General features: G+C 34.8%; 21 protein-coding genes and 1 other annotated feature. Of the genes, 13 read left to right on the forward strand and 8 right to left on the reverse strand.

Annotated elements, in window-relative coordinates:
- The first annotated feature begins 119 nt into the window (after window positions 1–119).
- The 4 genes from AB1282_RS06975 to spoIID all read left to right on the forward strand — a co-directional run bounded on the left by AB1282_RS06975 (window position 120) and on the right by spoIID (window position 3,785).
- Window positions 120–356, forward strand: a complete 237-nt coding sequence (locus AB1282_RS06975; RefSeq protein WP_025568971.1) for a DUF1146 family protein — start codon at window positions 120–122, stop codon at window positions 354–356.
- 80 nt (window positions 357–436) lie between these two features.
- Entirely contained in the window at window positions 437–1,156 is a 720-nt protein-coding gene (locus tag AB1282_RS06980) for a YwmB family TATA-box binding protein (protein WP_056469346.1), read from the forward strand.
- 32 nt (window positions 1,157–1,188) lie between these two features.
- Window positions 1,189–2,493 carry a UDP-N-acetylglucosamine 1-carboxyvinyltransferase gene (gene murA / locus AB1282_RS06985; RefSeq protein WP_025568969.1) on the forward strand — a complete coding sequence of 435 codons (1,305 nt, stop codon included), beginning with the start codon at window positions 1,189–1,191 and terminating at the stop codon, window positions 2,491–2,493.
- A 278-nt stretch (window positions 2,494–2,771) separates the two neighbouring features.
- Window positions 2,772–3,785 (forward strand): stage II sporulation protein D, encoded by a 1,014-nt coding sequence (gene spoIID, locus AB1282_RS06990; RefSeq protein WP_056469349.1) that lies wholly within the window; start codon window positions 2,772–2,774, stop codon window positions 3,783–3,785.
- Window positions 3,786–4,087: 302 nt separating this feature from the next.
- On the opposite strand, the gene AB1282_RS06995 is transcribed toward spoIID, so the two are convergent.
- The gene (locus tag AB1282_RS06995; protein WP_056469352.1) at window positions 4,088–5,707 is read right to left on the reverse strand and encodes a peptide ABC transporter substrate-binding protein; all 1,620 of its coding nucleotides are present in this window, start codon (window positions 5,705–5,707) and stop codon (window positions 4,088–4,090) included.
- 52 nt (window positions 5,708–5,759) lie between these two features.
- Window positions 5,760–6,055, reverse strand: a binding site (T-box leader).
- Window positions 6,056–6,389: 334 nt separating this feature from the next.
- On the opposite strand from AB1282_RS06995, the gene AB1282_RS07000 reads away from it, so the two are divergent.
- The 7 genes from AB1282_RS07000 to AB1282_RS07030 all read left to right on the forward strand — a co-directional run bounded on the left by AB1282_RS07000 (window position 6,390) and on the right by AB1282_RS07030 (window position 14,893).
- The gene (locus AB1282_RS07000; RefSeq protein ID WP_056469355.1) at window positions 6,390–7,184 is read left to right on the forward strand and encodes a M23 family metallopeptidase; all 795 of its coding nucleotides are present in this window, start codon (window positions 6,390–6,392) and stop codon (window positions 7,182–7,184) included.
- Between the two features lie 279 nt (window positions 7,185–7,463).
- Window positions 7,464–7,733, forward strand: a complete 270-nt coding sequence (spoIIID, locus tag AB1282_RS07005) for a sporulation transcriptional regulator SpoIIID (RefSeq protein WP_025569002.1) — start codon at window positions 7,464–7,466, stop codon at window positions 7,731–7,733.
- Window positions 7,734–7,890: 157 nt separating this feature from the next.
- Entirely contained in the window at window positions 7,891–8,892 is a 1,002-nt protein-coding gene (locus tag AB1282_RS07010) for a rod shape-determining protein (RefSeq protein WP_056469946.1), read from the forward strand.
- Window positions 8,893–9,461: 569 nt separating this feature from the next.
- Window positions 9,462–10,793, forward strand: a complete 1,332-nt coding sequence (locus AB1282_RS07015) for a UDP-glucose dehydrogenase family protein (protein WP_429898755.1) — start codon at window positions 9,462–9,464, stop codon at window positions 10,791–10,793.
- 262 nt (window positions 10,794–11,055) lie between these two features.
- Complete coding sequence (locus AB1282_RS07020; RefSeq protein ID WP_286131646.1) at window positions 11,056–12,579, forward strand: spore germination protein; 1,524 nt, start codon at window positions 11,056–11,058, stop codon at window positions 12,577–12,579.
- Between the two features lie 2 nt (window positions 12,580–12,581).
- The gene (locus AB1282_RS07025; protein ID WP_429898756.1) at window positions 12,582–13,763 is read left to right on the forward strand and encodes a Ger(x)C family spore germination protein; all 1,182 of its coding nucleotides are present in this window, start codon (window positions 12,582–12,584) and stop codon (window positions 13,761–13,763) included.
- Between the two features lie 17 nt (window positions 13,764–13,780).
- Window positions 13,781–14,893 carry a GerAB/ArcD/ProY family transporter gene (locus tag AB1282_RS07030; RefSeq protein WP_429898757.1) on the forward strand — a complete coding sequence of 371 codons (1,113 nt, stop codon included), beginning with the start codon at window positions 13,781–13,783 and terminating at the stop codon, window positions 14,891–14,893.
- Window positions 14,894–14,919: 26 nt separating this feature from the next.
- Here the strand turns inward: AB1282_RS07030 and AB1282_RS07035 are convergent, their stop codons facing one another.
- From AB1282_RS07035 to AB1282_RS07050, 4 genes are all read right to left on the reverse strand, one after another.
- Complete coding sequence (locus AB1282_RS07035) at window positions 14,920–15,177, reverse strand: hypothetical protein (protein ID WP_429898758.1); 258 nt, start codon at window positions 15,175–15,177, stop codon at window positions 14,920–14,922.
- A 454-nt stretch (window positions 15,178–15,631) separates the two neighbouring features.
- Window positions 15,632–17,047: an amino acid permease gene (locus tag AB1282_RS07040; protein ID WP_429898759.1), complete on the reverse strand. Its 1,416-nt coding sequence runs from the start codon at window positions 17,045–17,047 to the stop codon at window positions 15,632–15,634.
- Entirely contained in the window at window positions 17,044–17,667 is a 624-nt protein-coding gene (locus tag AB1282_RS07045) for a YitT family protein (protein ID WP_429898760.1), read from the reverse strand. The genes AB1282_RS07040 and AB1282_RS07045 overlap by 4 nt, the downstream gene beginning before the upstream one ends.
- On the reverse strand, window positions 17,648–18,787 hold the full coding sequence (locus AB1282_RS07050) for an aminotransferase class V-fold PLP-dependent enzyme (RefSeq protein ID WP_429898761.1): 1,140 nt from the start codon (window positions 18,785–18,787) through the stop codon (window positions 17,648–17,650). Before AB1282_RS07050 ends, AB1282_RS07045 begins: the two co-directional genes overlap by 20 nt.
- 68 nt (window positions 18,788–18,855) lie before the next feature.
- On the opposite strand from AB1282_RS07050, the gene AB1282_RS07055 reads away from it, so the two are divergent.
- Window positions 18,856–19,491, forward strand: a complete 636-nt coding sequence (locus AB1282_RS07055) for a Crp/Fnr family transcriptional regulator (protein ID WP_056469374.1) — start codon at window positions 18,856–18,858, stop codon at window positions 19,489–19,491.
- 386 nt (window positions 19,492–19,877) lie between these two features.
- Entirely contained in the window at window positions 19,878–20,300 is a 423-nt protein-coding gene (gene fabZ / locus AB1282_RS07060) for a 3-hydroxyacyl-ACP dehydratase FabZ (protein WP_056469377.1), read from the forward strand.
- Between the two features lie 188 nt (window positions 20,301–20,488).
- On the opposite strand, the gene AB1282_RS07065 is transcribed toward fabZ, so the two are convergent.
- The 3 genes from AB1282_RS07065 to AB1282_RS07075 all read right to left on the reverse strand — a co-directional run bounded on the left by AB1282_RS07065 (window position 20,489) and on the right by AB1282_RS07075 (window position 25,484).
- Window positions 20,489–21,052, reverse strand: coding sequence for a GrpB family protein (locus AB1282_RS07065; RefSeq protein ID WP_429898762.1), 564 nt, complete (start codon window positions 21,050–21,052; stop codon window positions 20,489–20,491).
- A gap of 66 nt (window positions 21,053–21,118) precedes the next feature.
- On the reverse strand, window positions 21,119–23,875 hold the full coding sequence (locus AB1282_RS07070) for a DEAD/DEAH box helicase (protein ID WP_390310828.1): 2,757 nt from the start codon (window positions 23,873–23,875) through the stop codon (window positions 21,119–21,121).
- On the reverse strand, window positions 23,853–25,484 hold the full coding sequence (locus AB1282_RS07075; RefSeq protein ID WP_056469383.1) for a hypothetical protein: 1,632 nt from the start codon (window positions 25,482–25,484) through the stop codon (window positions 23,853–23,855). The genes AB1282_RS07070 and AB1282_RS07075 overlap by 23 nt, the downstream gene beginning before the upstream one ends.
- Window positions 25,485–25,557: the final 73 nt, after the last annotated feature.

Here is a 25,557-nt window from a genome sequence, read left to right on the forward strand (position 1 = left end):
TTTTTAATTTGTAGAGAAAGTATACTATTTGGTTTTCAGACTGTTTGAAATTGCATGCACTTAAGAACAGCAATCTGAAAGTTTTTCTATAAAAATCGATCGAAAAGAGGACGTGAAAAATGGAAGCTTTAGTTGGGACAGAAGCGTTATTAGCAATAATTGTCCATTTATTTTTCATTATTTTAACTTGGTGGGCTTTAACCGCAATTAAGTGGGAGAGTATTATGAAAAAAGGTCATGTCGCCCAAATTCGACTTTTTATGGTGCTATTGACGATTACAATTTCCTCTGCTGTAAGTAGTTTTTTCTTAGACTATCTACAATATACAAAAAACATTACATATTTATTGAAATAATTTGTCAAAAAGTATGTTACGATGTATCGTATAAACCCCTCTCTACCTGTGAAAAATGGAAGTAAGAGAGGGGATTATTTATGAAAAAGACTGTGTACATATTTTTAATTACAATTACTTTTGCTTCTGCATTATTTTATAATTGGGGTAAAATCGGTATGGCAGACACAGGTATAGGTCAATTGAACCGTTTTGCAGACGTATTAAATAAAAAAGACATTTCGGTTACAAGTTGGAATTTATACGCAAGAGAAGCTAAAATGAATACTTCGGTGTCCAAAATAGTCGGTAAATATAAAGCGGATTTTAAAAAATTTAAGTGGACGAAATCTAATAATGGTAATAAAATAATTGGTACATTTAACCATAATTTGGTCACAGAAAGAATCGTTGTTACATCTACTGGCAATAACAGTAGCTATGTAATTTATGAACTTAGTGGGACTAAATGGGACCAGCAGGCTGAAAAAGAAACAAATAAACTTATTAAGAACTCACTGGAAAATATTTTTAGTAAAGAACCTACTTTTTTTACTTGTATAAAGGGGACAATGGGTGGTAAACTTGAAGGTGTTTTGCAGGGTATAAAAAATGATTTTTTGGGGACTTTTAAAGCAACAAAAATTGAAGAAATAAAAGAAGGGGCATTCGTCTCTGTTTCAGCATATACTGAACAGTGGAATGACGCTCTGGTTGCAAATGGCAAAAAAATTAATTTACAAATTGCAATACGTGAAAACAATGTTGATAAATCAACGACAATTATTATTGGCACACCGATTATAACAGTAGAATATTGATAGATCTATTTTAGGACACGGAGGGGAAAAGTTTGGATAAAATCATTGTCCGTGGCGGGAAACAGCTTCAAGGCACAGTTCGTGTAGAGGGTGCAAAAAATGCTGTCTTACCAGTTCTTGCTGCAGCGCTACTAGCTAGTGAAGGAAAAAATATAATTCATGACGTACCAACTCTATCTGACGTTTACACGATTAACGAAGTTCTTCGTAATTTAAATACAGAGGTTGGGTTCAAAAATAATACAGTAACAGTTGATGCTTCAAAGGATTTACATGTTGAAGCACCATTTGAATATGTTCGTAAAATGCGAGCATCTATTCTTGTAATGGGGCCACTTTTAGCAAGAAATGGTCATGCACGTGTAGCGTTGCCAGGTGGATGTGCGATTGGATCTAGACCAATTGAACAACACTTAAAAGGATTTGAAGCAATGGGAGCTCAAATTACGGTTGGTAATGGTTTTGTAGAGGCAAAATCAAACGGTCGTTTAAAAGGGGCAAAAATCTATTTAGATTTCCCAAGCGTAGGAGCAACAGAAAATATTATGTCTGCAGCAGCACTTGCAGAAGGAACAACAATTCTTGAAAATGCTGCGAAAGAACCTGAAATTGTTGACTTAGCAAACTTCATTAATGCAATGGGTGGTAAAGTTCGTGGTGCTGGAACAGGCACTATTCGAATTGAAGGTGTACCAACATTATTTGGTACAACTCATCACATTATTCCTGACCGTATTGAAGCTGGAACGTTTATGGTAGCAGCAGCGATTACGAATGGTAATGTATTAATTGAAAATGCAGTTCCAGAGCACTTAAGCTCAGTTGTAGCGAAAATGCGTGAAATGGGCGTAACAATTATCGAAGAGGAAGAAGGACTTCGTGTAATTGGTACAGACAATTTAAAACCTGTAGACATCAAAACAATGCCTCACCCAGGCTTCCCAACAGATATGCAATCACAAATGATGGCACTTCTATTAAAAGCTAATGGAACAGGCATGATTACTGAAACAGTCTTCGAAAATCGTTTTATGCACGTGGAAGAATTCCGTCGCATGAATGCAAATATTAAAATTGAAGGTCGATCAACTATTATTCATGGACCAAATGATCTTCAAGGAGCAGAAGTAGCTGCTACGGATTTACGTGCTGCTGCATCACTTATCCTTGCTGGTCTAGTTGTTGATGGATATACTCGTGTTACTGAATTAAAACATTTAGATCGTGGTTATGTAAATTTCCATGAAAAGCTTGCTGCACTTGGAGCGGACATTGAACGTGTAAACGAACCAAGCACAGCTGTAGAGGAAGAAACACTAAAAGATTTACAAGCGTAAACTAAAAACTAATTCTAATGCCTGGCACTTTGTGTTACCCCACATAGAGTCGGGCATTTTTGCATTTTCATGCAACTTTCTACTATCAGTTATAGACAGAAACCTTATAAAATATTCTAAAAATAATAAAAAAATAATACTATTTGTTAAAAGAAACTAATTTGAAATCAATCTATATTTGTTCTAAATGCTTGTCCATATACATAAATTATCTTTAGAAAGGGCAATTAGTTGAAAATTGTCATTTAAAGTTGTTTTGAAATGGATAGGAGGAAAATATGAAGTCATTTAAAACATTAATCACTGCAGGATTAACTACTTGCTCAGTCGTTATTATTATCCCTACATTGCTTGTTCTACCATTTCATAGCCATACAGATGGTAGATTGGTTGATCAGCTACAGAAAAAAGCAAACCAAGTCGCAGCAGCGAACAAAAATGACAATCTAAGTATTGAAGTCTTTAGAACAAAAACACAAAAAGTTGAAAAGCTACCAATTGAGGAATACGTATTAGGAGTAGTCGCATCAGAAATGCCAGCAAAATTTGAAACAGAAGCACTAAAAGCACAAAGTTTAAGTGCAAGAACATTTATCATCAAACGATTGAAAGAAGGAAAACCACTTCAAGAAGGTGGAATTGTCGATGATTCAGTTAATTTTCAAGTCTTTCAGGATCGCGACGACCTCAAGAAAAGATATGGCGCTGAATACGATAAAAGTATAGCCAAAATTGAAAAAGCTGTAAAAGCCACTGAAGGACAAATATTAACATACAATGGACAACCTATAACTGCTTCATTCTTCTCCACAAGCAATGGATACACTGAAAACTCCGAAGAATATTGGAAAAATAGTGTACCATATTTGAAGAGTGTACCGAGTCCTTGGGATTCCGTTGCTCCAAACTATATATCAAAAAAATCATTTACAATAAGTGATTTCGAAAAGAAACTTAATGTAAAAATTAATAAGGCAGACATAGGGAAAGTCACGTCGAGAACACAAGGTAAACGTGTAGAACAAGTGGCGTTTGGTAAAAAAACTCTCTCAGGCAAAGAAATCAGAGAGAAACTAAACCTGCGTTCAACAGATTTTTCGTGGGAGCGTACAGGTAATGAAATCATCATTACAACAAAAGGTTTTGGCCATGGAGTAGGTATGAGTCAATACGGAGCAAATGAGCTTGCTAAGCAAGGAAAAACATACGATGAGATCGTTAAGTATTATTATAAGGGTATCGACATAAAGAAGCTTAGTAAGAAGGATTATGATGTATTGAAGAAGCTTTAAGAAATTTTCATTCGGAAAGACAAAAGGCAGACCACATAGAGGTCTGTTTTTTTGTATAATCGCTTAGATCGATTTTTTTTTATGAAAAGAAGAAAGTAACTTAAAAAACACTCTAAAACGAACTAGGATTCGTCCGTTTAGAGTGTTTTTTGATTAATAGAGTTATTTATTTTGGGAAGCCAAGGAGCTTAATTACAGAGATTCTAGCGTAATTTAAATCACTCAGGTTCAAATTCAGTTAAGAAAGTCAGTTTCTTAAGTTCCTTAAGATTACTCTACAATTCTACTTCTTTTCTCGACTCTTATTGCTTTTGAGCATATTTATAATAAAAGTATCCAACAAATGGACGTACTTTTATGTTTTTTACATTTGATTTTTGTAAGTACACATATCCAGCTTGGTAAACGGGAGCAATCGCAGCATCATCTAGTAAAAGGTCTTCAGCATTATGAAGGAGCTGAGTACGTTCTGATTCGTTTTGTAAGCTGATTGTGTTTGCCTTTTGTACAAATTCGTCATATTGAGCGTTTTTATAATTTAATACATTTAAAGCTGATTTAGATGTAAATAGCTCTAAATAAGTCGTTGGATCTGGATAATCTGCACCCCATGTATCTAGAGAGAGATCATAGTTTCCTTGCTGGCGTAATTCGAATTTTTGTTGTGCTGGTTGTACGACAATATTAACTGTTAGACCTTTTAAATTTGTTTCTAATTGTGATTTTAAATATTCACCGATTTTACGCGATGTATTATTATCACTTACTAGTAGTGAAATTGTCGCATTTGATTTACCACTCTCAGTTAAAGCTTCTTTAAAAAGTGATTTAGCCTTTTCTAAACTTACTGTAGAAGGATGAGATGTTGAGCTAACAAAGTCCACACCTTTAGTGTTTTTTACTAAACCTTTAGGAATAATTCGATCAGTAGGAATCGAACCATCGTTTAATAGTGTTGTACTAATGTCCTCTTTATTAAAGCCGTTTGCGATTGCCTTACGCACTTTTAGATTTGCTAAAAGTGGATTTTTTTGATTAAAGCTGATGTAAGAGACAATTGGCATAGCTAATTTGTTTAATTCTTTATTCCCTTTATAACGATCGATAACATTAGAATCAATAATTGCTTGGTCAAGTTCGCCAGTTTCATAGAGATTAACTGCAGTTGTTGTTTCTTTCATGATTTTAACGTCAATTTTATTTACTTGGACATTCTTTTTATCATAGTATTGTGGATTTTTTGTCATTGTAAATCCAGCTTCATGATTCCATTTACTTACAACGTAAGGACCATTATATAAAGTTGTATTTGCTTCTAAACCATATTTGCTACCTTGCTCCTTAACGAATTTTTCATTTAACGGGAAGAACATTGGTAAACTAGTTAGTTGAATGAAATATGGAATAGGGCGTTCAAGTTTAATTTGTAATGTTTTATCGTCTAGTGCAGTTACCCCGAGTTTATCCACAGATAACTTTCCTTGGTTAATTTCTTTTGCATTCTCAATATCATATAAATCGTATGCAAACTGAGCTTTAGTATTTGGATCAACTGCTCGTTTCATTGCAAAAACAAAATCTTTTGCCGTTACTGGGTCTCCATTTGAATATTTAGCATCTCTTAAAGTAAATGTATAAACCTTACCATCCGTACTAACTTTATGTGATAAAGCAGCCGCAGGAACGTATTCTCCTTTTTCATTTGGCATATAAAGACCTTCCATTACACTATTAAGTGCGTTTAATGATGGTCCATCTAAAGCTAGTGAACTATCAAGACTTACAATATCTGAAGTATCCATTAAATGTAGCGTGTGATCGTTTGACTTCGAAGCTGTCTGATTTGATTGTTGTCCACAGCCTGCTAGTGCCAATGTGAGTAATAAAGTAATTGATACGAATTTTTTCTTAGTAAATATCATTTTATTTTTTCTCTCCTTATTTTTGGGTACAAAAAAAGAGTCCCCGCCTTATAAAAAGGACGAGGACTCCCGTGGTGCCACCTTAATTAGCCTAAAACCGTTTAGACTCACTTTGCAGTATCAAAACAAATGAATTGAACTACCTTGTGACAAAAAGCAGTATCGAAACACTAGTTTGAATACCTGTCTCTTTTATCGGTGAGACGTCCGCCAAAGCCTACTGCATAAATAAATGGTTCGGTTTGGGTGCTCAGAAGCCCATTCAAAAATATGTCCGTACTGACTTGCACCAACCGTCAGCTCTCTGAAACTTTCATATAATCTACTCTTCTTCATCATCGCAAAAAATATATAATGACTGAAATAATTTTTTAAGTTTAAGTTTTTATTACATCGTACAAGCTTGTAGTGTGATTATATTTTGTAAAAAAGAAAAATGCAAGAAAAATATTTTATAAACTTCATAATGAGACTTATTAACTTATCCACAAATATTGTGTATAAACTCTGTGGAATTGTGGATAAATCGCTTTCATTTGTTAATATTTTTCTAGTATTTTGTGGATTAATGTGAATTAGTTTGAAATTGTGTGGAAAAATAAGAATTTTGTCGAACTAAAATTTTCTAAATTGCGTATATAATTCCAGAAATCTGTTGACAATGATTGCAGAGGTGATAAGGATGAGAGAGGAACAAAACAAAAAAACTTCTCAAAAGGTTATTAAAATGTTAAGAAAGCGTTGGGTAGTACCAGCAATTTATTTAGTGAGTGCGGCAGTAATTTTGACAGGTGCGTTATGGTATCAATACAGTAATGCTCCAACTCCAACAAAAACTGGAACTACAGTTGATACGAGAGAGCCTGAAGCAATTCCAGCTTCAAAGCCAGAAGAAAAATTAACTTACCCAGTTTCAAAGGATGCAACAGTTCAAGTTAAAAGTCATTACTATGATGACACTGCTTCAAAAGATGAGCAACAAGCATCATTAATTCAAATGGATAATAATACTTTCACGATCAACACTGGTATGGATTTAGTTGATAAAAGTGGAAAAGAATTTGATGTAACAGCAGCTCTTAGTGGTACTGTTACAAAGGCTCAAAAAGATGCTGAGCTAGGATATGTAGTTGTAGTAGAAAGTGGTAATGGATTAGTTTCATATTACCAAAGCTTAAAATCTGTAAGTGTTGAACCAGGAACAAAAGTTTCACAAGGACAAGTTCTTGGTGTAGCTGGAACAGGTTTAATTGGTAAAGAAAATGGCATTCATGTTCATTATGAATTACGTAAAGATGGTGTAGCAATTAATCCAGAGAAATACCAAGGACAAGATGTTTCATCAATTATTAGTTCTGAAAATACAAAAAGCGAAACAAAAGATTCTAATACAATGAATACTTCTGGTAATGTATCAGATGACAAAGAAGAAGGTTCTTCTAATACTTATTCAGGTGGAAATAAAATTCAACAATAATAATTAAGCAATTCACAAAGTGCCTAACACGTGGGAATCATACCCCATATGTGTTGGGCACTTGTTTTTTTCTGATAATTGTGCATAGTTAGACACCTTTGCTAATACAATGTTATAAACCCATCAAAGAGGTGTTTGAGGTGAGGAATCGTGGATTTTCTACCTAGTCAAAATAAATGTACCTCAGCAGGTCAGTCAGAGCAGGAAAAAGAGCAGCTTAGTCAGTCAAAACGAGTCTCATTTCACGCTTCTCACATCCATTTAGAGGAGGAGAGTAGTGTGCACGATTACATCAAAGAGAGAACGATCAAGATTGGGAAATATATCGTGGAGACGAAGAAAACAGTACGCGTAATTGCTAAGGAGTTTGGCGTGTCAAAAAGTACAGTACACAAAGACTTAACAGAACGCTTACCGGAAATCAATCCAGATTTGGCAAATGAAGTAAAAGAAATTTTGGATTATCACAAATCAATTCGTCACTTACGCGGTGGAGAGGCTACAAAACAAAAGTATCAAAAAGAAGACGTTGAGAAAGTAACTAAATAGGGTTTCTGAGCCTTGAAAACAAAATTAAAAATATTTAACCTCCTGTTCACAAATATTAATTACTAAAAGTAGTTCTTTATGGTAAAATTATATTTTGGTATGGAACGTATTCGGGGAACTGCTCATGAGTATAGTGAATAAGGAGGAGCCAAAAGGAATGTTTTCTAAGGATATCGGAATAGATCTTGGTACAGCCAATGTCTTAATACATGTTAAAGGTAAGGGAATCGTATTAAACGAACCTTCTGTAGTTGCAATAGAGCGTAGTAGCGGTAAAGTATTAGCAGTAGGGGAAGAAGCAAGCCGCATGGTAGGTCGTACACCTGGTAATATCGTAGCAATTCGTCCACTTAAGGACGGTGTAATTGCTGACTTTGATATTACTGAGGCAATGCTACGTCATTTTATAAATAAATTAGATGTAAAGGGATTCATGTCAAAGCCGCGTATTTTGATTTGTTGTCCAACAAACATCACATCTGTTGAACAAAAAGCAATTCGTGAAGCTGCTGAAAAGAGCGGCGGTAAACAAGTTTATCTTGAAGAAGAGCCAAAGGTTGCTGCAATCGGTGCTGGAATGGATATATTCCAACCAAGTGGTAACATGGTAATTGATATTGGCGGTGGGACAACCGATGTCGCTGTTTTATCGATGGGAGATATCGTCACCGCCTCTTCAATTAAAATGGCAGGGGACAAGTTTGATATGGAGATTCTAAACTATATCAAGCGTGAATACAAACTGCTAATTGGAGAGCGTACTGCAGAGCAAATTAAAATTGAAGTAGGTACTGTTTTCCCTGGTGCAAGAAATGAATCAATCGATATCCGTGGCCGTGATATGGTAACTGGATTACCTCGTACAATTACTGTACAATCTGATGAAATTCAAAGAGCATTAAGTGAACCAGTTTACTTAATCGTACAAGCTGCAAAAACAGTATTAGAACGTACACCACCTGAATTATCAGCTGATATTATTGATCGTGGAGTTATTCTAACTGGTGGCGGAGCATTACTTCATGGAATAGATATTTTACTTGCAGAAGAATTAAAAGTACCTGTTTTCATTGCTGAAGATCCTATGCAATGTGTTGCAGAAGGTACTGGAATTATGTTAGAAAACATTGATAAGATTCCAAGTCGCTATTTAAAATAAAAAGCTCAAGCTTTGTAGCTTGACTACACACTGAAATCTCAAGCATAGAGCTTGGGATTTTTTTGTTTGGAATTTATTAGTAGCAGTTATCTTTGTTAGAAAATTTTGTTAGAAAAGTGTTTAGGTTTTGTAAAGTTAAGATGAACAAGAAGGTAGTCAAAGTCTGAATAGAGAAAAGGAAAGTATCAAAGTTTAAAAGGCTTCATTTAAAGTTTAAATTAAGTAATTGTAAAACGAGGATGATCTAGGTAACCGGTACATATGATTTAATACTTAAAACTCTGCCAATTTAAAAATTATGTGAAATAGCTCTACTAGCTTAATTTCAGATTTAATCTTAAAAAAATCGGAAAAGGATTGATGGGTAGAGTTTTAATTTAACCGGTGCAAATGATGATCGAACTTCAAGAAAGTAGAGATTTTATTATTACTTAAAAGTAGACCTATAGAAATCAAAACTGAATTTGCAATTAAATAGTAAATTTTAAAACTTAAATTATTCTTCACTTTAAGCATTGAGAAAGAGTTTTTTATCTTTACTGATTAATTGTATAGGATGGGGATGAACCATGACACATATAGTTGTTGCTGGTACGGGATATGTTGGTCTTACTACAGGAGTTTCATTTGCTACAGTTGGTTACAATGTAACATGTGTTGACATTGATGCTGAAAAAATTGAATTACTACAAAAAGGAATTTGCCCTATTTTTGAACCGGGTTTGAAAGAATCCTTATTAGAAAATAGTTTCCTTAACAAAATTGAGTTTACAACAAACTTCAAAGCAGCATATAGCCAGGCAGATATCATATTCATTGCGGTCGGCACACCAGAACTTCCAGATGGAACAGCCAATTTGCAATATTTGAAAGCTGTTGCGAAAGAGATCGCAATTCATGCTAAAAAAAATCTAATAATTGTCATTAAAAGTACTGTTCCAGTTGGAACGAATGAGGCAGTTAAGAAGATCATGTTGGAAAATGCCCCTCCGCATTTAACGATTGAAATAGTATCCAATCCTGAATTTCTAAGGGAAGGTTCTGCGCTATACGATTTATTTAATGGCGATCGAATTGTCATTGGTTCCGAAAGTCAAAATGCAACGGACTTAATAAAGGAATTATATAAACCATTTAATACGCCTATTTATACAACAGATGCAAGAAGTGCGGAATTGATTAAGTATGCATCTAATGCTTTTTTAGCTACTAAAATAAGTTTTATTAACGAAATTGCCATGATCTGTGAAAAATTAAATGCTGATGTTGATCATGTTGCTCATGGTATTGGGCTAGACCATAGAATCGGTTCAAAGTTTTTAAAAGCCGGTATTGGATTTGGAGGGTCTTGTTTCCCAAAAGATACGACTGCTTTAGTAAAAGAAGCTGAGTTAGTAGGTGTAGACTTAAAACTATTAAAATCCGTTATTACAATTAATAATCAACAGAAAATAAAACTATTAGAATTAGCAAAATCCCTTTTTGGAAATTTAAATAATAAAGAAATTGCAATTCTAGGAGCAAGCTTTAAACCAAATACAAATGATATTCGACATGCACCATCTATTGATTTAATTAATCAGTTCATAAGAGAAGGTACTAATATTACAGTATATGATCCATATGCCTTACCTGAATTAAGAAAAGTATTTGGAGATTCTATCAATTATTCAGTTAATGTGAAGGATGCTATTCATAAGAGAGAGGCCACATTTATTTTGACTGAATGGAGAGAAATCGTAGAAACTGATCTCCAATTGTATGAGGAGCTAATGAAGGTTCCGTTAGTAATTGATGGACGTAATTGTTATGAATTAACTAAAATGCAAAAGAAGAACATCCACTATTACTCAATCGGTCGAAAGCCAGTGAATCCAATCCCACAGCTTATTAATAAATAATTAGACTCGTATGAACGAAAATTCTGTGACTCTTCCGTAGGATTTCGACTCTAAGTTGTGAGGATAAGAAACGCCGCCTCGAAGATCGGGCACCATATAGGGGCAAATAAACGATTCTTATAATATAAGTGAAATGGGATGTCTCTATGAGACAGCCTTTTTTTGTGTGCAAAATAAACCACTTAGAAAACAATACATTAAATGAAATATTTTGGAAAAAGTATAAGAATAATAAGCCATGATTATGGGGCGGTGGAAAAAAGTGTTTAACTACAAAGAAACCAATAGTGCAGCTACAAATAAAAAAATTCCATTTCAAAATAATATATCTCGTTCTTTAAGTAAGGACATTTTAGAGAATATAAAAAGAATAAAAGATGATTTTGGAGATAGCTCTGACCTTGTGATTCGTCATGAAACACTTGGGGAAGGTATGCAGTATTCTTTTGCAGTCATTCATATTGACGGAATTTCAAACGAGAAACTAGTGAATGATGGAATCATAAATAAAATCGTTAAAATTAATGCAGAAAAAGAAACAACGCTGTCATTAACGGATTTAGAGAATGGCTTAAAAAGCGTAATCGCCGTTTCAAGTTTAAAATCACAATCAAGCTATACAAATCTCCTATCAGCATTACTGATTGGAGACACCGTTGTTCTTTTAGATCATGACAGTAACTTCTTAGTTGCATGTACAAAAATGGTGCAATCTAGAAGTATTTCAGAGCCTTCAACGCAAACTGTAATCAGAGGACCAAAGGATAGCTTCACAGAAAGCTTACGTACAAATACTTCTCTAATTCGTAATAGAATTCAACACCCAGCGTTGCGGATTGAGTCAATGAAAATAGGCGAAGTAACGAGAACTGATGTAGAAATAATGTATATAAAAGGAGTTGTAGATGAAGAGTTATTAAGGGAAGTAAAACATCGTTTAGAGGCTATTAATGCAGATGAAATCTTAGAATCCAGCTATATTGAAAACTATATTCAAAACGACCAAAAGACCATTTTTCCTACAATGATTAATTCAGAGAGACCTGATGCTGTAGTAGGTAATTTACTGGAAGGACGTGTTGCAATTTTTGTAGCTGGTACACCATTTGTCTTAATTTTACCAGCTACATTTACGCAGTTTTTTCAATCTCCAGAGGATTATTATCAAAGCTCATATATTGGAACTTTTTTAAGATTGCTGCGTTATATGTCGTTTTGGACAGCCTTATTTGCACCTGGAATTTTCATTGCAATTACTTCATTTCATCAGGCTGTAGTTCCTACCGTTTTATTAGTAAGTTTAGCTGCCCAGCGTGAAGGTGTACCTTTGCCAGCGATTGTTGAAGCTCTTGGTATGGAGCTAATTTTTGAAGTATTACGTGAAGCCGGAATTCGAATGCCAAGAGCGGTTGGGCAGGCACTTTCAATTGTTGGAGCCTTAATCTTGGGGCAAGCAGCTGTACAGGCAGGATTTGTATCTGCATCAATGGTTATCATCGTATCAATTACTGCGATTGCTAGCTTTACGATCCCTTATTATAATATGTCAATTGCCGCTAGGATTCTTAGGTTCATATTATTATTGGCAGCGGCTTATATTGGTTTATTTGGAATGTTAATTGGTGGTTTAATTATATTATTACATATGTGTAGCTTACGATCTTTTGGAGAACCATATTTTGCACCATTTGGACCATTCCGTATAAAAAGTCAAAAAGATACTATTTTAGTTGTACCTAGTCAAGGAAACACAAAAACCGTTAAAGAACAAAGATCTGGAGAATAAGTATGAAAAGAAAATGTATGATCTTAATTCTAATGACAAGTTTACTTTTGGTGAGTTGTTCTAATTATAAAGAACTAAACAGTGTATCAATCGTGGTAGCTATGGGTGTTGATTATATACCTAAAGATAATCAATACAATATGGTTCTTCAAATCATAAATCCGAGTGCAATTGCTAGCGTTACCGGTTCAATAGGTACACCAGTTATTTCCCTAGAAGAAAAAGGTAGAACGATTTCGGAAGCGGCTCGAAATATTACAAAAAGTGTTTCTCGATCAAATATATATTCTCATGTAGCACTCGTTGTCATTGGTGAAAACTTAGCAAAGGAAAAAACGTTGAACTATATATTTGACGTGTTTGAGAGGGATTCCAAAATACGTGTTAATATTCCAGTCATTGTTGCAAGAAACGACAGTGTTTATCGAGTAATGAATAATTTACCAGCACTTGATAAATTACCGGCTAAGTCAATCGTGGGAAAAATTAAAAATACGTCATCTCTTTTAGGAGAAAATCAAGAAATACAAATGCGCCAAGTAATATCAGCCCTTTCAAGTAGTGGTAGAGAACCAGTTATTAATGGTGCAGTTTTAGAACATGCAACGAAGACTTCTGAAACACTTGATAATTTTTCAAGTGTGAAATCATCCTATAACAAGATTGAGGGGTTAGGCGTTTTTAAAAAAGGAAAGCTAGTGGGCTGGTTAGACGGCTCACCGGCAAAATCAGTACAAATAGTTGATAATGCAATAAAAGAAACAAATATACAAATAAAATGCAGCAAAAAAGAATATGATTCGATGGAGCTCACACGTGTGAAAACGGACACGAAGATTAAAATGAAAAATAAAACACCGATAATTCACATAAAGGTAAAATCGATCGCCATTATTGATGAAGTACTTTGCAATGACAATTTTGATAAAGCAAACACGCTAAAAAAATATGAAGTATTGAGTGAGAAAGCGATCAAGAAAACTATAGATGAAGGAATTAAGAAAGCACAAGGATATGGGGCAGATATTTTTGGGTTTGGCGATAAACTACATTTATCAGATCCAAAGGCTTTTAAAAAATATGAGAAAAATTGGGATGAACAATTTCAAAAAGCTAAAGTGAAAATTGATGTTGATGTCCAAATAAATAATGTAGGTATGAGAAAAAAAGCTTATCCATTTTAGAAAAGAAGGGAATGCTAATGAATCGAAAATTATCAATTGGTGCCTACCAATTCTTTAGTATTATATATTTATTTGAAATGGGGAGCTCTACATTAGTAGGACTTGCATCTGGTGCAATGCAGGATGCTTGGATTAGTGTTTTAATAGCTCTGGTTACTGGATGCTTACTGTTTTGTGTTTACATTAAATTATTTGATCTGTATCCCGAGCTACCATTAACGAGATATGTTCAATCTATTTTAGGGAAGTTTGCTGGCAAAATACTAGCAATGGTTTATATACTCTATTTTATTTATATTGGAGCAAGGGTTCTTAGAGACTTTGAAGAATTACTAGTGATTACACTTTACAATGCGTCCTCACTTATTTCAATCGGTATTTTATTTATGTTCTTATGTATGTATGCAATCTTTAAAGGCTTTGAAAGTTTCGGTAGAGTATGTGAGTTTTTGTTTATCGTAATCATCTTCATAATGGTATCAATAATTGGTTTTGAAGTAATTGCAGGGCTAATAAAGACTGATAATTTAAGACCCGTATTAGAGACAGGCTGGAAAAAAGTAATAAAAGAAGCATACCCTTTGACCGTTACATTTCCATTTGGCGAAATGATTGTATTTACAATGATTTTACCTTATTTAAAGAAACCAGAATATGCATGGAAGGTCGGCATTCCTGGATTAATCTTTGCAGGTCTGGTTTTAACGTTAGTAACAATGCTTAATGTTTGTATTTTAGGTGCAAACACGGTGGTGAGAGCTACTTATCCTATCTTAACTGCAATTAGTTACATCAACATTGCTGATTTTATTCAAAGACTGGATTCAGTCGTTGTCATTGTTATTGCTGTTGGAGGATTTATTAAGATAACGATTTTTTTCTTTTGTGCGATCGTTGGAGCGGCAGATTTATTTAAAGTGAAAAAATCGGATACACTTACTTATCCAATTGCAGTAATTATAGTAATTTGTTCCGTTTGGATGGCACCTGACTATTTAGAGCATTATAAAGAAGGGTTTGACATAGTTCCTTACTATTTACACATACCTTTACAAATCATTATTCCTACTGTTTTGTTGATCATTGCAATGATCCAAAAGAAAGCAAACACAAAAGAGAATGCAGCATAGAAACTCTAACTGCATTCTCTTTCGTTTTAATTAGAAGTATTTTGATTTTGTTCTCGATTTCGTTTCTTTTTTAGTTTTTTCATATACGATAGGACGACTTTGGCAACACCGAATGGTACAGTAAAAAAGAAAATTAATACATAATCCTCACCTACTAGTTCTGTTTTGCTAAGTTTTATATTCGTTAGTAGATGAGGAAATTGATCACCATTATATAAGTCAATCCCTTCCAATAAGCACATCTCTAGTATAAACAAACATAGAAATACCCAAAACACCTTCAATATCAGCACCCCACTTACAATAACTAATTACAATTATTTTGGTATATGATGGCAGTGATTATACGGGAAGTTAGGGAAACTTCAACAAAAGTCCGAAAAAATCTATCTAAAAATTTTGTATGTAATATGAAGTGTAAAAGGGGAGAGCTAATTGATCTGTAGTAAGGATGACAGCATTTATGTTGTACTTATTAAGAAAATTTTTAAGTCAGCCATATTATGCAATGAAAACCGAACTAATGTATACCCTACCTAAAGCTGAGTCTATTAAAACCGTAGAGGTTGAAAAATCAATAAATGATGGAATAAAAAAGAGACAGATATAGAAGGCGATTACCTATTTTATATCTGTCTCTTTATTCGGATTTGAGAACCTTGACTCAAGCGAAATTCATTATAATTAGTTTAAAGAACATTAGTGAATTTATCTAATAATCTAGTTTGAACTTAATAATTAAAGCGCTGATTTATTATTTGTATTATGTTTATGTGAAATCGATTTGCGATTTTTCTGGATCCAATAGCCAATTGTTACTAAAATGACCCACGGTACACCAATTTTCCAAGCTGAATTCCAATCTGGTGAAAATGCCATTGTAATTAATATACCACTAAGAAGAAGTATTCCGATCCATTGAAGAAATGGAAAGAGCGGTGCTTTAACTGGTAATGTCTCTTTATAATGAAGGTGAACGGTTTTTCTAAAGCGAAGATGACTAATTAAAATCATAAGCCATACTAAAATTCCACCAAAGATTGAGATACCAAATAATTTATTAAATGTATCTGGGTAGTACATAGACAATACAGTTGCGATTAATACTCCTGCACTTGAAATGAAAATTGCCGTTACAGGCGTACCATTTTTTGATAATTGACCGAATGATTTTGGGGCATAATCTCCACGAGATAAGGAGAATAACATACGTGATGTTAAGTATAAATTAGTATTCATACTAGATAGTGCAGCTGTTAAGATAACAAAATTCATAATGCCAGCCGCATATCTCACACCTGAACTCTCGAAGACTTTGACAAACGGTGACCCTGATACTTCATGGGCACCTGCTTGCATCCAAGGTATAACAGCAACGATGATTCCTAACGATAGAATATAGAATAAAAACAAACGTAGAACCATGCTCTTCATTGCTTTAGGAATTGCTTTTTTGGGATCTTTAGATTCCCCAGCTGTAACTGCGACAATCTCTACTCCATAAAAACTAAAGATTGCCATAAGCACTGCCATCCAAACTCCTTTAAATCCATTAGGTAGGAATCCGTGCTGATCGGTATAATGATGAAATCCTACAGAATGCGAATGCCCAATTCCGAATAGGAGCGAAACACCAAAAACTATGAACAGTACAATAGCCACGACTTTAATCATTGCAAACCAATACTCGATTTGGCCAAAGTTAGCAACAGACCTACTGTTCACAAGAACTAAAGCTATACCAAAACCAAGTGTCCATAACCAAACAGGAATACTAGGAAACCAATACTGCATATATAGTCCAACTGCGACAGCTTCTCCACCAATTGCGATTACTTGTGCCGCCCAATACGTATAGCGGATTAGGAAACCTGCCCAAGGGTTTAAATACATCTCTGCATAAGTACCGAATGACCCGGCAGTTGGATGCACAACAGCCATTTCAGATAAACTAAACATCATAATGACTGCTATAAATGCAGCAATAATATAACTTAGAATAACCCCAGGTCCAGCGTATCCGATTGCAATACCACTTCCCATAAATAAACCGGTGCCAATTGCTCCACCAATTCCAATCATGGTCAGCTGTTTACTCGTAAGTGAACGACTTAGTCCTCCTTCTCGTTCAATTACTGTTTTATTTTCCTTCATACTGTTTCGCCACCTTTCTTGAATTGTTTACTATAAGATAACGTCCAATCAACACTTTTCCCGGCAATCAGCATACTAAAAAACGTAAGGAAAGTTCGCTGTAATCCTTCTCCGATTAAAGAACACAAAAGGACAATTCCGTTTATAACCATCATCGTTTTACCAATAGAAAAATTCGAGAATTTTCTATTGATTACTACACTTGCTATATCAAGCCCTCCAGTTGTACCACCTGCTAATATCACGATCCCAATCCCGACTCCTGACAAAATACCACTAAGGAGGCACCCTATTAAAGGTAGGTGCGGTCCTGGTATTGAGGTAAATAACGTTAAGAAGAGTGATAAACTAAACATACCGAGTAAACTTAACAGTGCAAATGGTACACCGACTGCTCGGTATCCAATTAAAAATAGTGGAATATTTAATAGAAAATATAGGAGCCCTAGTGGAATAGGTATTAATTTAACTAGCATCATACAAATACCACCTAGTCCAGGAGCCACAATTCCGTTTGGTACTTGGAAAAAGTAATAGGTAAGTGCGACCAAGATTGTTCCGACAATTACCATAATTACTTTTTGGAAATACAATTTTTTGTTAGATTTTAATAATTGCATAAGCAATTTCCTCAATTGCACGTACAACTTCGTCTTCTGTATTGTAAAAATGAGGAGCTACACGTAAGACGTCATTTCGAGCAGAGACAATTATTTTTTTCGTTTTCAAGTAACGCTCAACGGCTGTAGCTTGTTCCACTCGAATAGCAGTGTTACTACCTTTTATAGATAAATCTGTTGGGCTAACAACGGTCAAACCGCGTGAATGAGCGGTTTCAATTGCAACAGTTGATAAGTGAGATAGATACTCCTGAATGGCAGGAACACCAATTTGATTTAATAAAGAAATACCTGCTTCAGCTGCATAAGCGTTGATCATCATAGGAGTTCCAGTATCAAATCTCCTTGTCCCTTCTGCATAATCAAGAAGATGCTGATCAAATGCAAATGGATTTACTCGACTAAACCAACCAGTCGTTGGGGGTTGTAGAGACTCTGCTAATTCTTTTCTTACATATAAAAAGCTAATCCCAGGTATACCAAGTAAAAACTTTTGTGCACCTGTTGCGAGTGCATCGACTCCCATTTCCTTTACATCGATTGGAACACTTCCGGCAGATTGATAGGCATCGACAAATAGTAGTGATCCATTCGCTTTGGTAATGTTTGATATAGCTTTGATATCCTGAATAAAGCCATTATAATAAGAAACATGTGGAACAGAAGTTACAAGTGTGCTTGAATCCACTGCTTCTTCGTATTGGTCGATTTGAATTTGATGACTGTTTTCTTTTAAAAACGTGACGTTTGCGCCGCGTGGTACTTGTGATAACCAAACATGACCAATGCAAGGAAAATCAATATCCGTAGTAACAACTTTATTTCGACTTCCAGTAAAATCTAACGAGGCTGCAAATGAAGAAGCGGCATCCGATACACTAGATAGCACCGCAATCTCATCTGGAGAAGCATTTATTAAAGTAGCAAAAGCAACTTTTGCTTCATAGACTTTGTCCATCCATCCTTCCCAGTCCATACCTTTTTCGGTCCAGCTTGTTAGGTAAGATTGAATACTTGCCTTCACCGGTGATGAGATTGCACTTTGGGAACAACTTGATAAATGAATTGTTTCAGATAAGGTCGGAAAAAGAGAACGTTTTTCTATAAATGGGTTTATCATTTTAAATCATCCTTCCACTAATTTGGTAGCGTTTTCATTTTTGATATTTAATTAATATGAGGTGACATATGAATCATCAGTCCTTATGGTTTGAACAAGGTGAATGGGCAGCAATTCCTTTTCTTGAAATAGGTAAAGAACTTTCATTTTCGCGTGAAAATGTATTAATTCAACAAGATGAGAAACATCCTTTTGTGTATCTCGTCCTTGAAGGGCGAATTCGAATTTATTTGTTATCGCCTAATGGGTCTGAACGCCATTTATATATCGTTGGACCTGGTAATATTATTGGAGAATCAAACGTATGGGCAGAAGAAGTATATGGTTACAACGCATCTACTTCATCAAGTGCACGAGTCCTTCGAATACCCAAACCAGCATTTCATGATATTGTTATGAGAGACCCGATGCTTATTCAAAAAGTACTAAGATCATTGAGCAACAAACAATCAGCTTTATTACTTCAAACGAAGTTAATGAGTTTTTCAGATATAGGTGAGCGGGTTCTAACTATGTTGCGCCAATTAGCATCCTCATATGGTAAGGAAACACCTAAGGGTATAACAATTACGATTCCATTCACTCATCAGGAACTTGCTTATGTAGTTGGTTCTTCACGTGTAAGCGTGTCCTATGTAATGAATGAATTATGTGAAAAAGGAATTATCGAGAAACAAAATGGCCGCTACACATTACTAGCCTAAGAGCGTTAACGCTTTCGTTTAGTAACTTAATCTTAAGAAATTCTTTCGCCTAAATCTGTCAAATACTTTACAAAATATCTGATTTTTTTTAATTTTCCATAAATAAAATAGATACTAATTTTAGATTATAAAATCTATAGGCTACTAGAATAAATAAATCCCTTAATCGGGGTGACCTCAAATGGCTGAAGTATAAATTGATAATATAAAAACTCCCAAATGAATATATCATCGAGCGATGAGAGATAAAATAGACAGTTCATTATTGGTTTGCGTTAACTTGCAAAATAAGATAGTATTATATTTATAACGCATAGAAGCTGGTCTTAAGACTTGCTTCTTTTTTATTAACATATAGAATCTTTTCAATTGGAGGACTACATAAAATGTTAGATATTAAAGCAATTAAAGAAATTCTTCCTCATCGTTACCCATTTTTATTAGTAGATCGTATCATTGAGCATGAAGAAGGTAAACGTGCGATTGGTATTAAAAATGTTACAGCTAACGAAGAGTTTTTTAATGGTCATTTCCCTGATTATCCTGTAATGCCGGGAGTACTAATTGTAGAAGCCCTAGCACAAGTTGGTGGAGTAGCAGCTTTAAGCTTAGAACAAAACAAAGGAAAGCTAGCATTATTTGCTGGTATCGATAATTGCCGTTTTAAAAGACAAGTAGTACCAGGCGACCAGCTAAGACTAGAGGTTGAACTAGTGAAAATGCGTGGACCAATCGGTAAAGGTAAGGCAGTAGCAACTGTAGACGGACAAATCGCTTGTGAAGCTGAACTTACATTTGCACTTAAATAAATCGAATTAAATTAGAAAAAATCCTATTTGAAAAAAATAGGATTTTTTTATTATTGAATATTGTAAAGCTACCAGTGAGATGGATGAGCTGCAAACAAAGAAGCTGAATCTGCAATTAAAAAGTTGTGCCCGTATAATTATGTAAAAAAAGTGGTTCATACACTAGTCTAGAGAATTTAAATGCCCAATTAGTTATCATGATTAAATGTGTAGTGAGCTTTATTCGTTTTTCTCCACTCTATAGCTTTTCGCTCTATTTCCTTCACAAAAGCATCTTTTCCATCCATGTATCCATAAATATCATTTGAAAATTTTTCAGCTAGTTGTGCTTTTAGTTCCCCATAAGCTTTCATCTCATCCTCATGTGCCCATAAATAAGCAGGAACTGCTAAATGGCGCTCAATTTCTTTTTCATTATCAAACTGATACATATGCATTTGATGGGTACGATTTTCTCCACCTTTTCGGTAGTATCTTCTACCTGTTAGACCGAACTCACCAAGCCCCTCATAACCAATCTCAGCCAATTGACCGTTATACTTGTCTATGTTTTCTATGTTTTTAACGACAGGCAACATATCGATAATCGGTTTAGCTTTTAAATTTGGAACTGATGTACTACCAATATGATGAATTTCAATAAGCTCATCTTTTAGGATTTTACGAATACGATTTGCTTCTTCTTGAAATAAGTTATTCCAATTTCTATCATGGTTTTTGACAATTACGTTCATTCCATTTTTTGTGCCCATATTACAACCTCCATTTAAAAGAAAATGGGATTATCTTAAATACAATAATCCCATTTGCCTTGCATATTAAACTCCTAACAAATCAACAAGCTCATCCATAGACAATTCTGTAATCCATTGTTCGCTCGTTATGATTGTATCGTTAAGTGATTGTTTCCGTTGTAGCATTTCATCAATTTTTTCTTCTAGTGTCCCAATCGTTACAAATTTATGGACTTGAACGAATTTTGTTTGTCCGATTCGGTATGCACGGTCAGTCGCTTGATTTTCAACAGCTGGGTTCCACCAACGGTCAAAGTGCATTACGTGATTTGCTGCTGTTAAGTTTAGTCCTGTTCCGCCAGCTTTGAGTGACAGAATAAACACTTTTACATCGCCGTTTTGAAAGCGAGAAATCATATTATCACGGGCAGTTTTAGGAACACTACCGTTTAAGAATAATACTTCTTCACCAAATTTTGCTTGGATTGCCTCTTTAAGCATATCGCCCATTCTCACATATTGAGTAAAGATTAGACAGCTTTCGCTTTGTTCAAGGATTGGGTCTATTAATTCGAATAGTCGTTCAACTTTGCTTGATCTCTCTTCGAATTCAACAAGCTGTGATTCCTTTAAGAATAAAGAAGGGTGATCACAGATTTGTTTTAATTTATTTAGCATCCATAAAATACGGCCACGACGTTCGATACCAGTTAATGTATCGATTTGTTTTAAGCTGTCTTGAACAACTTGTTCGTATAATGCCGCTTGTTCAACCGATAAAGGACAGAGCATCTTTTGTTCTTGTTTCGGTGGAAGATTTAAAGCAACATCTTCGTCTTGCTTTGTCCGTCTTAGTAAGAAAGGCGAAATTAAACGATGAACAGCATTTATCTTTTCTTCATCTCGGTCCTTTTCAATAGGGTTTACATAATTGCTAGCGAAACGGTTTAGCGAACCAAGATATCCTCTATTTATAAAATCAAATATTGTCCAAAGCTCCGTTAAGCGGTTTTCCATTGGGGTACCGGTAAGAGCAATGCGATGCTCAGCTTTTAACCCACGAACTGCACGAGACTGCTTTGTTGTTGGATTTTTTATATTTTGAGCTTCATCAAGAATGATACTTTTCCAAATATATTGCGTAAGGTCCTCATAATCTAAAACGCTTAAAGCATAGGAAGTAATGACAATATCAACATCTCTTATTACTGAAAATAAATCTTCACCTTTTAATCGATTTCCTCCATAGTGAACATGAACAGTTAAATCAGGATAAAATAATTCAATTTCACGTTTCCAGTTGTTGATAACAGAAGTAGGGCAGACAATCAATGATGCCCCTTGTTTTTCTTCGTTTTCTTTACGATAAGCTAAATAAGAGATCGATTGAATTGTTTTACCAAGCCCCATATCGTCAGCAAGTAATGCACCAAATCCCATATTTTTCAAATGAACTAGCCATTCGAATCCTTTTTGTTGATATGCACGTAAAGTTGCTTGCAGACCATGAGGAACATTAAGCTCAGGAACTTCTGAAATGGATGTTAATCGTTTAGTTAGTTCTCGGAATACATCATCTACTTCGATTTCAACTTCGGCAAAAGGTGAGTGATCGTCCTCAGGTTTTTCAGTCCCCTGTAGTAGCTCATGTTGAAGAACTTCGTGAAATCTAAGTCCCTGTTTTTCAGCCTTTGCCATCATTTTCTTCATACGTGCAATAAAAGCAGGGTCAAGTGCAATCCATTGACCGTTAAATTGAATTAAGCGTCTTTGATTTTCAACGAATTGCTGGAATTGTTGTTCTGAAAGCTCCATCCCATTTGTAGAAATTCGCCAGTTGAAGTCAACCAATGTTTCCATATTGAAAAATGAATTTCCAGCAGGTTTACCTTTTACACTTGCTTTTAAAGTCATCTTATTTTGTTTTAAAGCTTGCCACCAGCTTGGTAAAAGAACCTGAATATTTGCGGAAAGTACTTTTTCACTATCCTCTGTTAAAAAAGTCCAAGCTTCTTGTTCACTTAAAACTTCTTTTGGCTTATGATCATCGATTAAGTTTGGTGCTAATAAGCCTACTCCTTGGAACGTTCGATCTAAATACTCAGCATAAGATGAATGCTTTTTATGTAATGATTCATGTCCGTTATATTCATAAGGTTTTATCGTTTTTCGTTCATCAATTAAATATGTACGTAAATTCCAGTCATCATGTTCACTCAATGGCTCTTCAAGTACTAATCGAATTGAAAATGGAACATCATCGTCTCTTAACCCGATTTTCACATGCCAATCATCTTCATCAATACTATGTGTGAGTTGCTGTTTTATATAACTTGGATTGTGATACAAGCCCCTAGCAATATCCCAACGTTTAGACTGTAATGTTTCGATTTCAAACTGCTGTTTAATTGCAGAAGAAACCAATTCCTGTAAAGTTGGTTCTAATTGTTCAAATCCATCAATTTTCCATAGCTCTTCGCCATTCTGATAATGAGCAAAACTTGGCGAAACGTGGCCTTCGTTAAAATCATCGTATAAACGTGAGATGACCGAATGAAACTCGTTTGCTTCATCTAAATAAGTAATCTCTACTAGTGAGTTTTCTTGATGTTCTCTAAAAAAAGTAAGTGCTTCGATTGGAGTTAAAAGAATTCCTTCAATCTGACCGACTCGGGTCGGCTGCAATAATGTCCCATAATATGAAGGTTCATGCCATTGAAACACTAGATGCTTCCATGCGGTTACCGGTAAAATGACACCGTGACTTTGCATTCCATAAATGAGTAAGCCTTTTCGCTCGACCCATTTTACGGCAATACTAAGATTTGCTAGTCGCTTCATTGACTAATTTTCCTTTCTTTAATTCCTCTTGAAGTGCACGTAAACGAATAAATTGAGATTCAACATACTGAATATAGTCATCCCACTCATTCATACGCTTTAATTTTTTATAATTTGTTCTTAGTTTTTTTAAATATCGTACAGCTATTTTATAGTTTGCTCGACCTTTTAACTCAATGTAATAAAGAACCAAGTGATGGTAAATAGGCAATACTGATTGAGGTGAGTACTTATGTACTTCCTGAAGGTCATGTTTATCAATGTAATCAGGATTGTAAGAATATAAGTGCATTTGTAGCTCAGCCCATCGTTTGTATTCACGATTATGCATTAAATAATCAGTGTACTGCATCACACTATATGGTAGTAATGCTTGATAAACTACTTCTAACCCAGCCGTTTCATTAGTGTAAAAACTATTGTACTCATAATTAGTAAGGAAATGTTTCGCAAAAGTAGTTTTTGCATATTCATCATCGCCATTTTTTAAAAAGTGTAAAAGCATCTCGTAATATAATGGCAAAAACAATGTTAGTCGATCTGTTTCATTGTTTTTTCGAAGACTTTCAATCCAGTAAGTAAAGCAATAGAGAGTACGTTCATTATTGCTGTATTGCTTTATAATGGACAGCATTGATTCATCTTCTTTTAATAAAAAGTATAGATGAGCTTTTCCTAAATCTGCATAATAATTGTCCTCAACCTTTGATAAAGTTTCTAAATCCTTATATAAAATCTTTGGACTATTTAATAGCTCTTTATATACATGACGAAAAGAGTTATATCGAGGAACTAAACAAAGGTTTCTTTCTAATAAAAGAGATTGCAACTGCTCACGAAGAACCTCTTCGTACTGAGTAGAAACAGAACCTCCAGTTAAATTATGTAATTGCCTACTAACTGCGTCAATTTGATTTTCTAGCATTGTCATTTCACGTGGTAAATGAGCATTGTCGTAAACTGTACTTTGAATTTCTATTTGTCCGACCATTTTATTCATTGTAAAAATTGACGCAAGTAACTGATATTGTAGCTTTTCCTTTTCTTGACGTGGTTGTTGGTTCAATAATCCATGATAAAACCGTTCATATAATGGATAAACAAAATAAACATCTTGGTAAAATGACGTCCTTTGCTGTTCTATGTACTCCTTATACTTTTGCTCAAACAACGCCACTGTCTCTTTAGGTTGATCCTGTTCAAACATATTCATTTGATCCAGCAGTTGGCGACCGGTCATGATATTCGGGATACTTTTTAAAGAAGACTGTTTAAACTTCCTCATAATATCTCCGACTAAAGAAAATGAAGCGGCAGCATAGCAAAGTAGTGCAATTTGATGTTGGCATGGAGGAGCTTCGTAGCAATCACATCCATTTTGATCATGGTTTTCAATATGTAGAATTGGTAAATGAATTTGGTCGCCCTCTTCGACAACCCCGACTAGGCGACCTTCGCGAACCGATACATTGTATACTTGACCTAGCCTATACAACTGCAGGCCAGTTTCAACAAGCTCTGCGTCCCTCGTATTTTGAGGAGAAAGCTTTGAAAAAAGTGAATATGAAAGTTCATAAATAATATCTTTACTTAAATCACGCTGAAGCATTCGATGCCTCCTTACTCGAAACATTCTTATTGGTAATTATACCCTAAACAAATACGATACACATAGCCGAAAA

The sequence above is a fragment of the Gottfriedia sp. S16(2024) genome (genome assembly GCF_050473765.1).
Lineage (GTDB): Bacteria > Bacillota > Bacilli > Bacillales > Bacillaceae_G > Gottfriedia.

Coding starts and splice junctions, on each gene's coding strand:
- spoIID (WP_056469349.1), top strand. CDS start 2,772: ATGAAGTCATTTAAAACATTAATCACTGCAGGATTAACTACTTGCTCA.
- AB1282_RS07065 (WP_429898762.1), bottom strand. CDS start 21,052: ATGGGCACAAAAAATGGAATGAACGTAATTGTCAAAAACCATGATAGA.
- fabZ (WP_056469377.1), top strand. CDS start 19,878: ATGTTAGATATTAAAGCAATTAAAGAAATTCTTCCTCATCGTTACCCA.
- AB1282_RS07055 (WP_056469374.1), top strand. CDS start 18,856: ATGAATCATCAGTCCTTATGGTTTGAACAAGGTGAATGGGCAGCAATT.
- AB1282_RS07040 (WP_429898759.1), bottom strand. CDS start 17,047: ATGAAGGAAAATAAAACAGTAATTGAACGAGAAGGAGGACTAAGTCGT.
- AB1282_RS07000 (WP_056469355.1), top strand. CDS start 6,390: ATGAGAGAGGAACAAAACAAAAAAACTTCTCAAAAGGTTATTAAAATG.
- AB1282_RS06995 (WP_056469352.1), bottom strand. CDS start 5,707: ATGATATTTACTAAGAAAAAATTCGTATCAATTACTTTATTACTCACA.
- AB1282_RS07030 (WP_429898757.1), top strand. CDS start 13,781: ATGAATCGAAAATTATCAATTGGTGCCTACCAATTCTTTAGTATTATA.
- AB1282_RS07025 (WP_429898756.1), top strand. CDS start 12,582: ATGAAAAGAAAATGTATGATCTTAATTCTAATGACAAGTTTACTTTTG.
- AB1282_RS07070 (WP_390310828.1), bottom strand. CDS start 23,875: ATGAAGCGACTAGCAAATCTTAGTATTGCCGTAAAATGGGTCGAGCGA.
- AB1282_RS06975 (WP_025568971.1), top strand. CDS start 120: ATGGAAGCTTTAGTTGGGACAGAAGCGTTATTAGCAATAATTGTCCAT.
- AB1282_RS07050 (WP_429898761.1), bottom strand. CDS start 18,787: ATGATAAACCCATTTATAGAAAAACGTTCTCTTTTTCCGACCTTATCT.
- AB1282_RS07010 (WP_056469946.1), top strand. CDS start 7,891: ATGTTTTCTAAGGATATCGGAATAGATCTTGGTACAGCCAATGTCTTA.
- AB1282_RS06980 (WP_056469346.1), top strand. CDS start 437: ATGAAAAAGACTGTGTACATATTTTTAATTACAATTACTTTTGCTTCT.
- AB1282_RS07075 (WP_056469383.1), bottom strand. CDS start 25,484: ATGCTTCAGCGTGATTTAAGTAAAGATATTATTTATGAACTTTCATAT.
- AB1282_RS07045 (WP_429898760.1), bottom strand. CDS start 17,667: ATGCAATTATTAAAATCTAACAAAAAATTGTATTTCCAAAAAGTAATT.
- AB1282_RS07015 (WP_429898755.1), top strand. CDS start 9,462: ATGACACATATAGTTGTTGCTGGTACGGGATATGTTGGTCTTACTACA.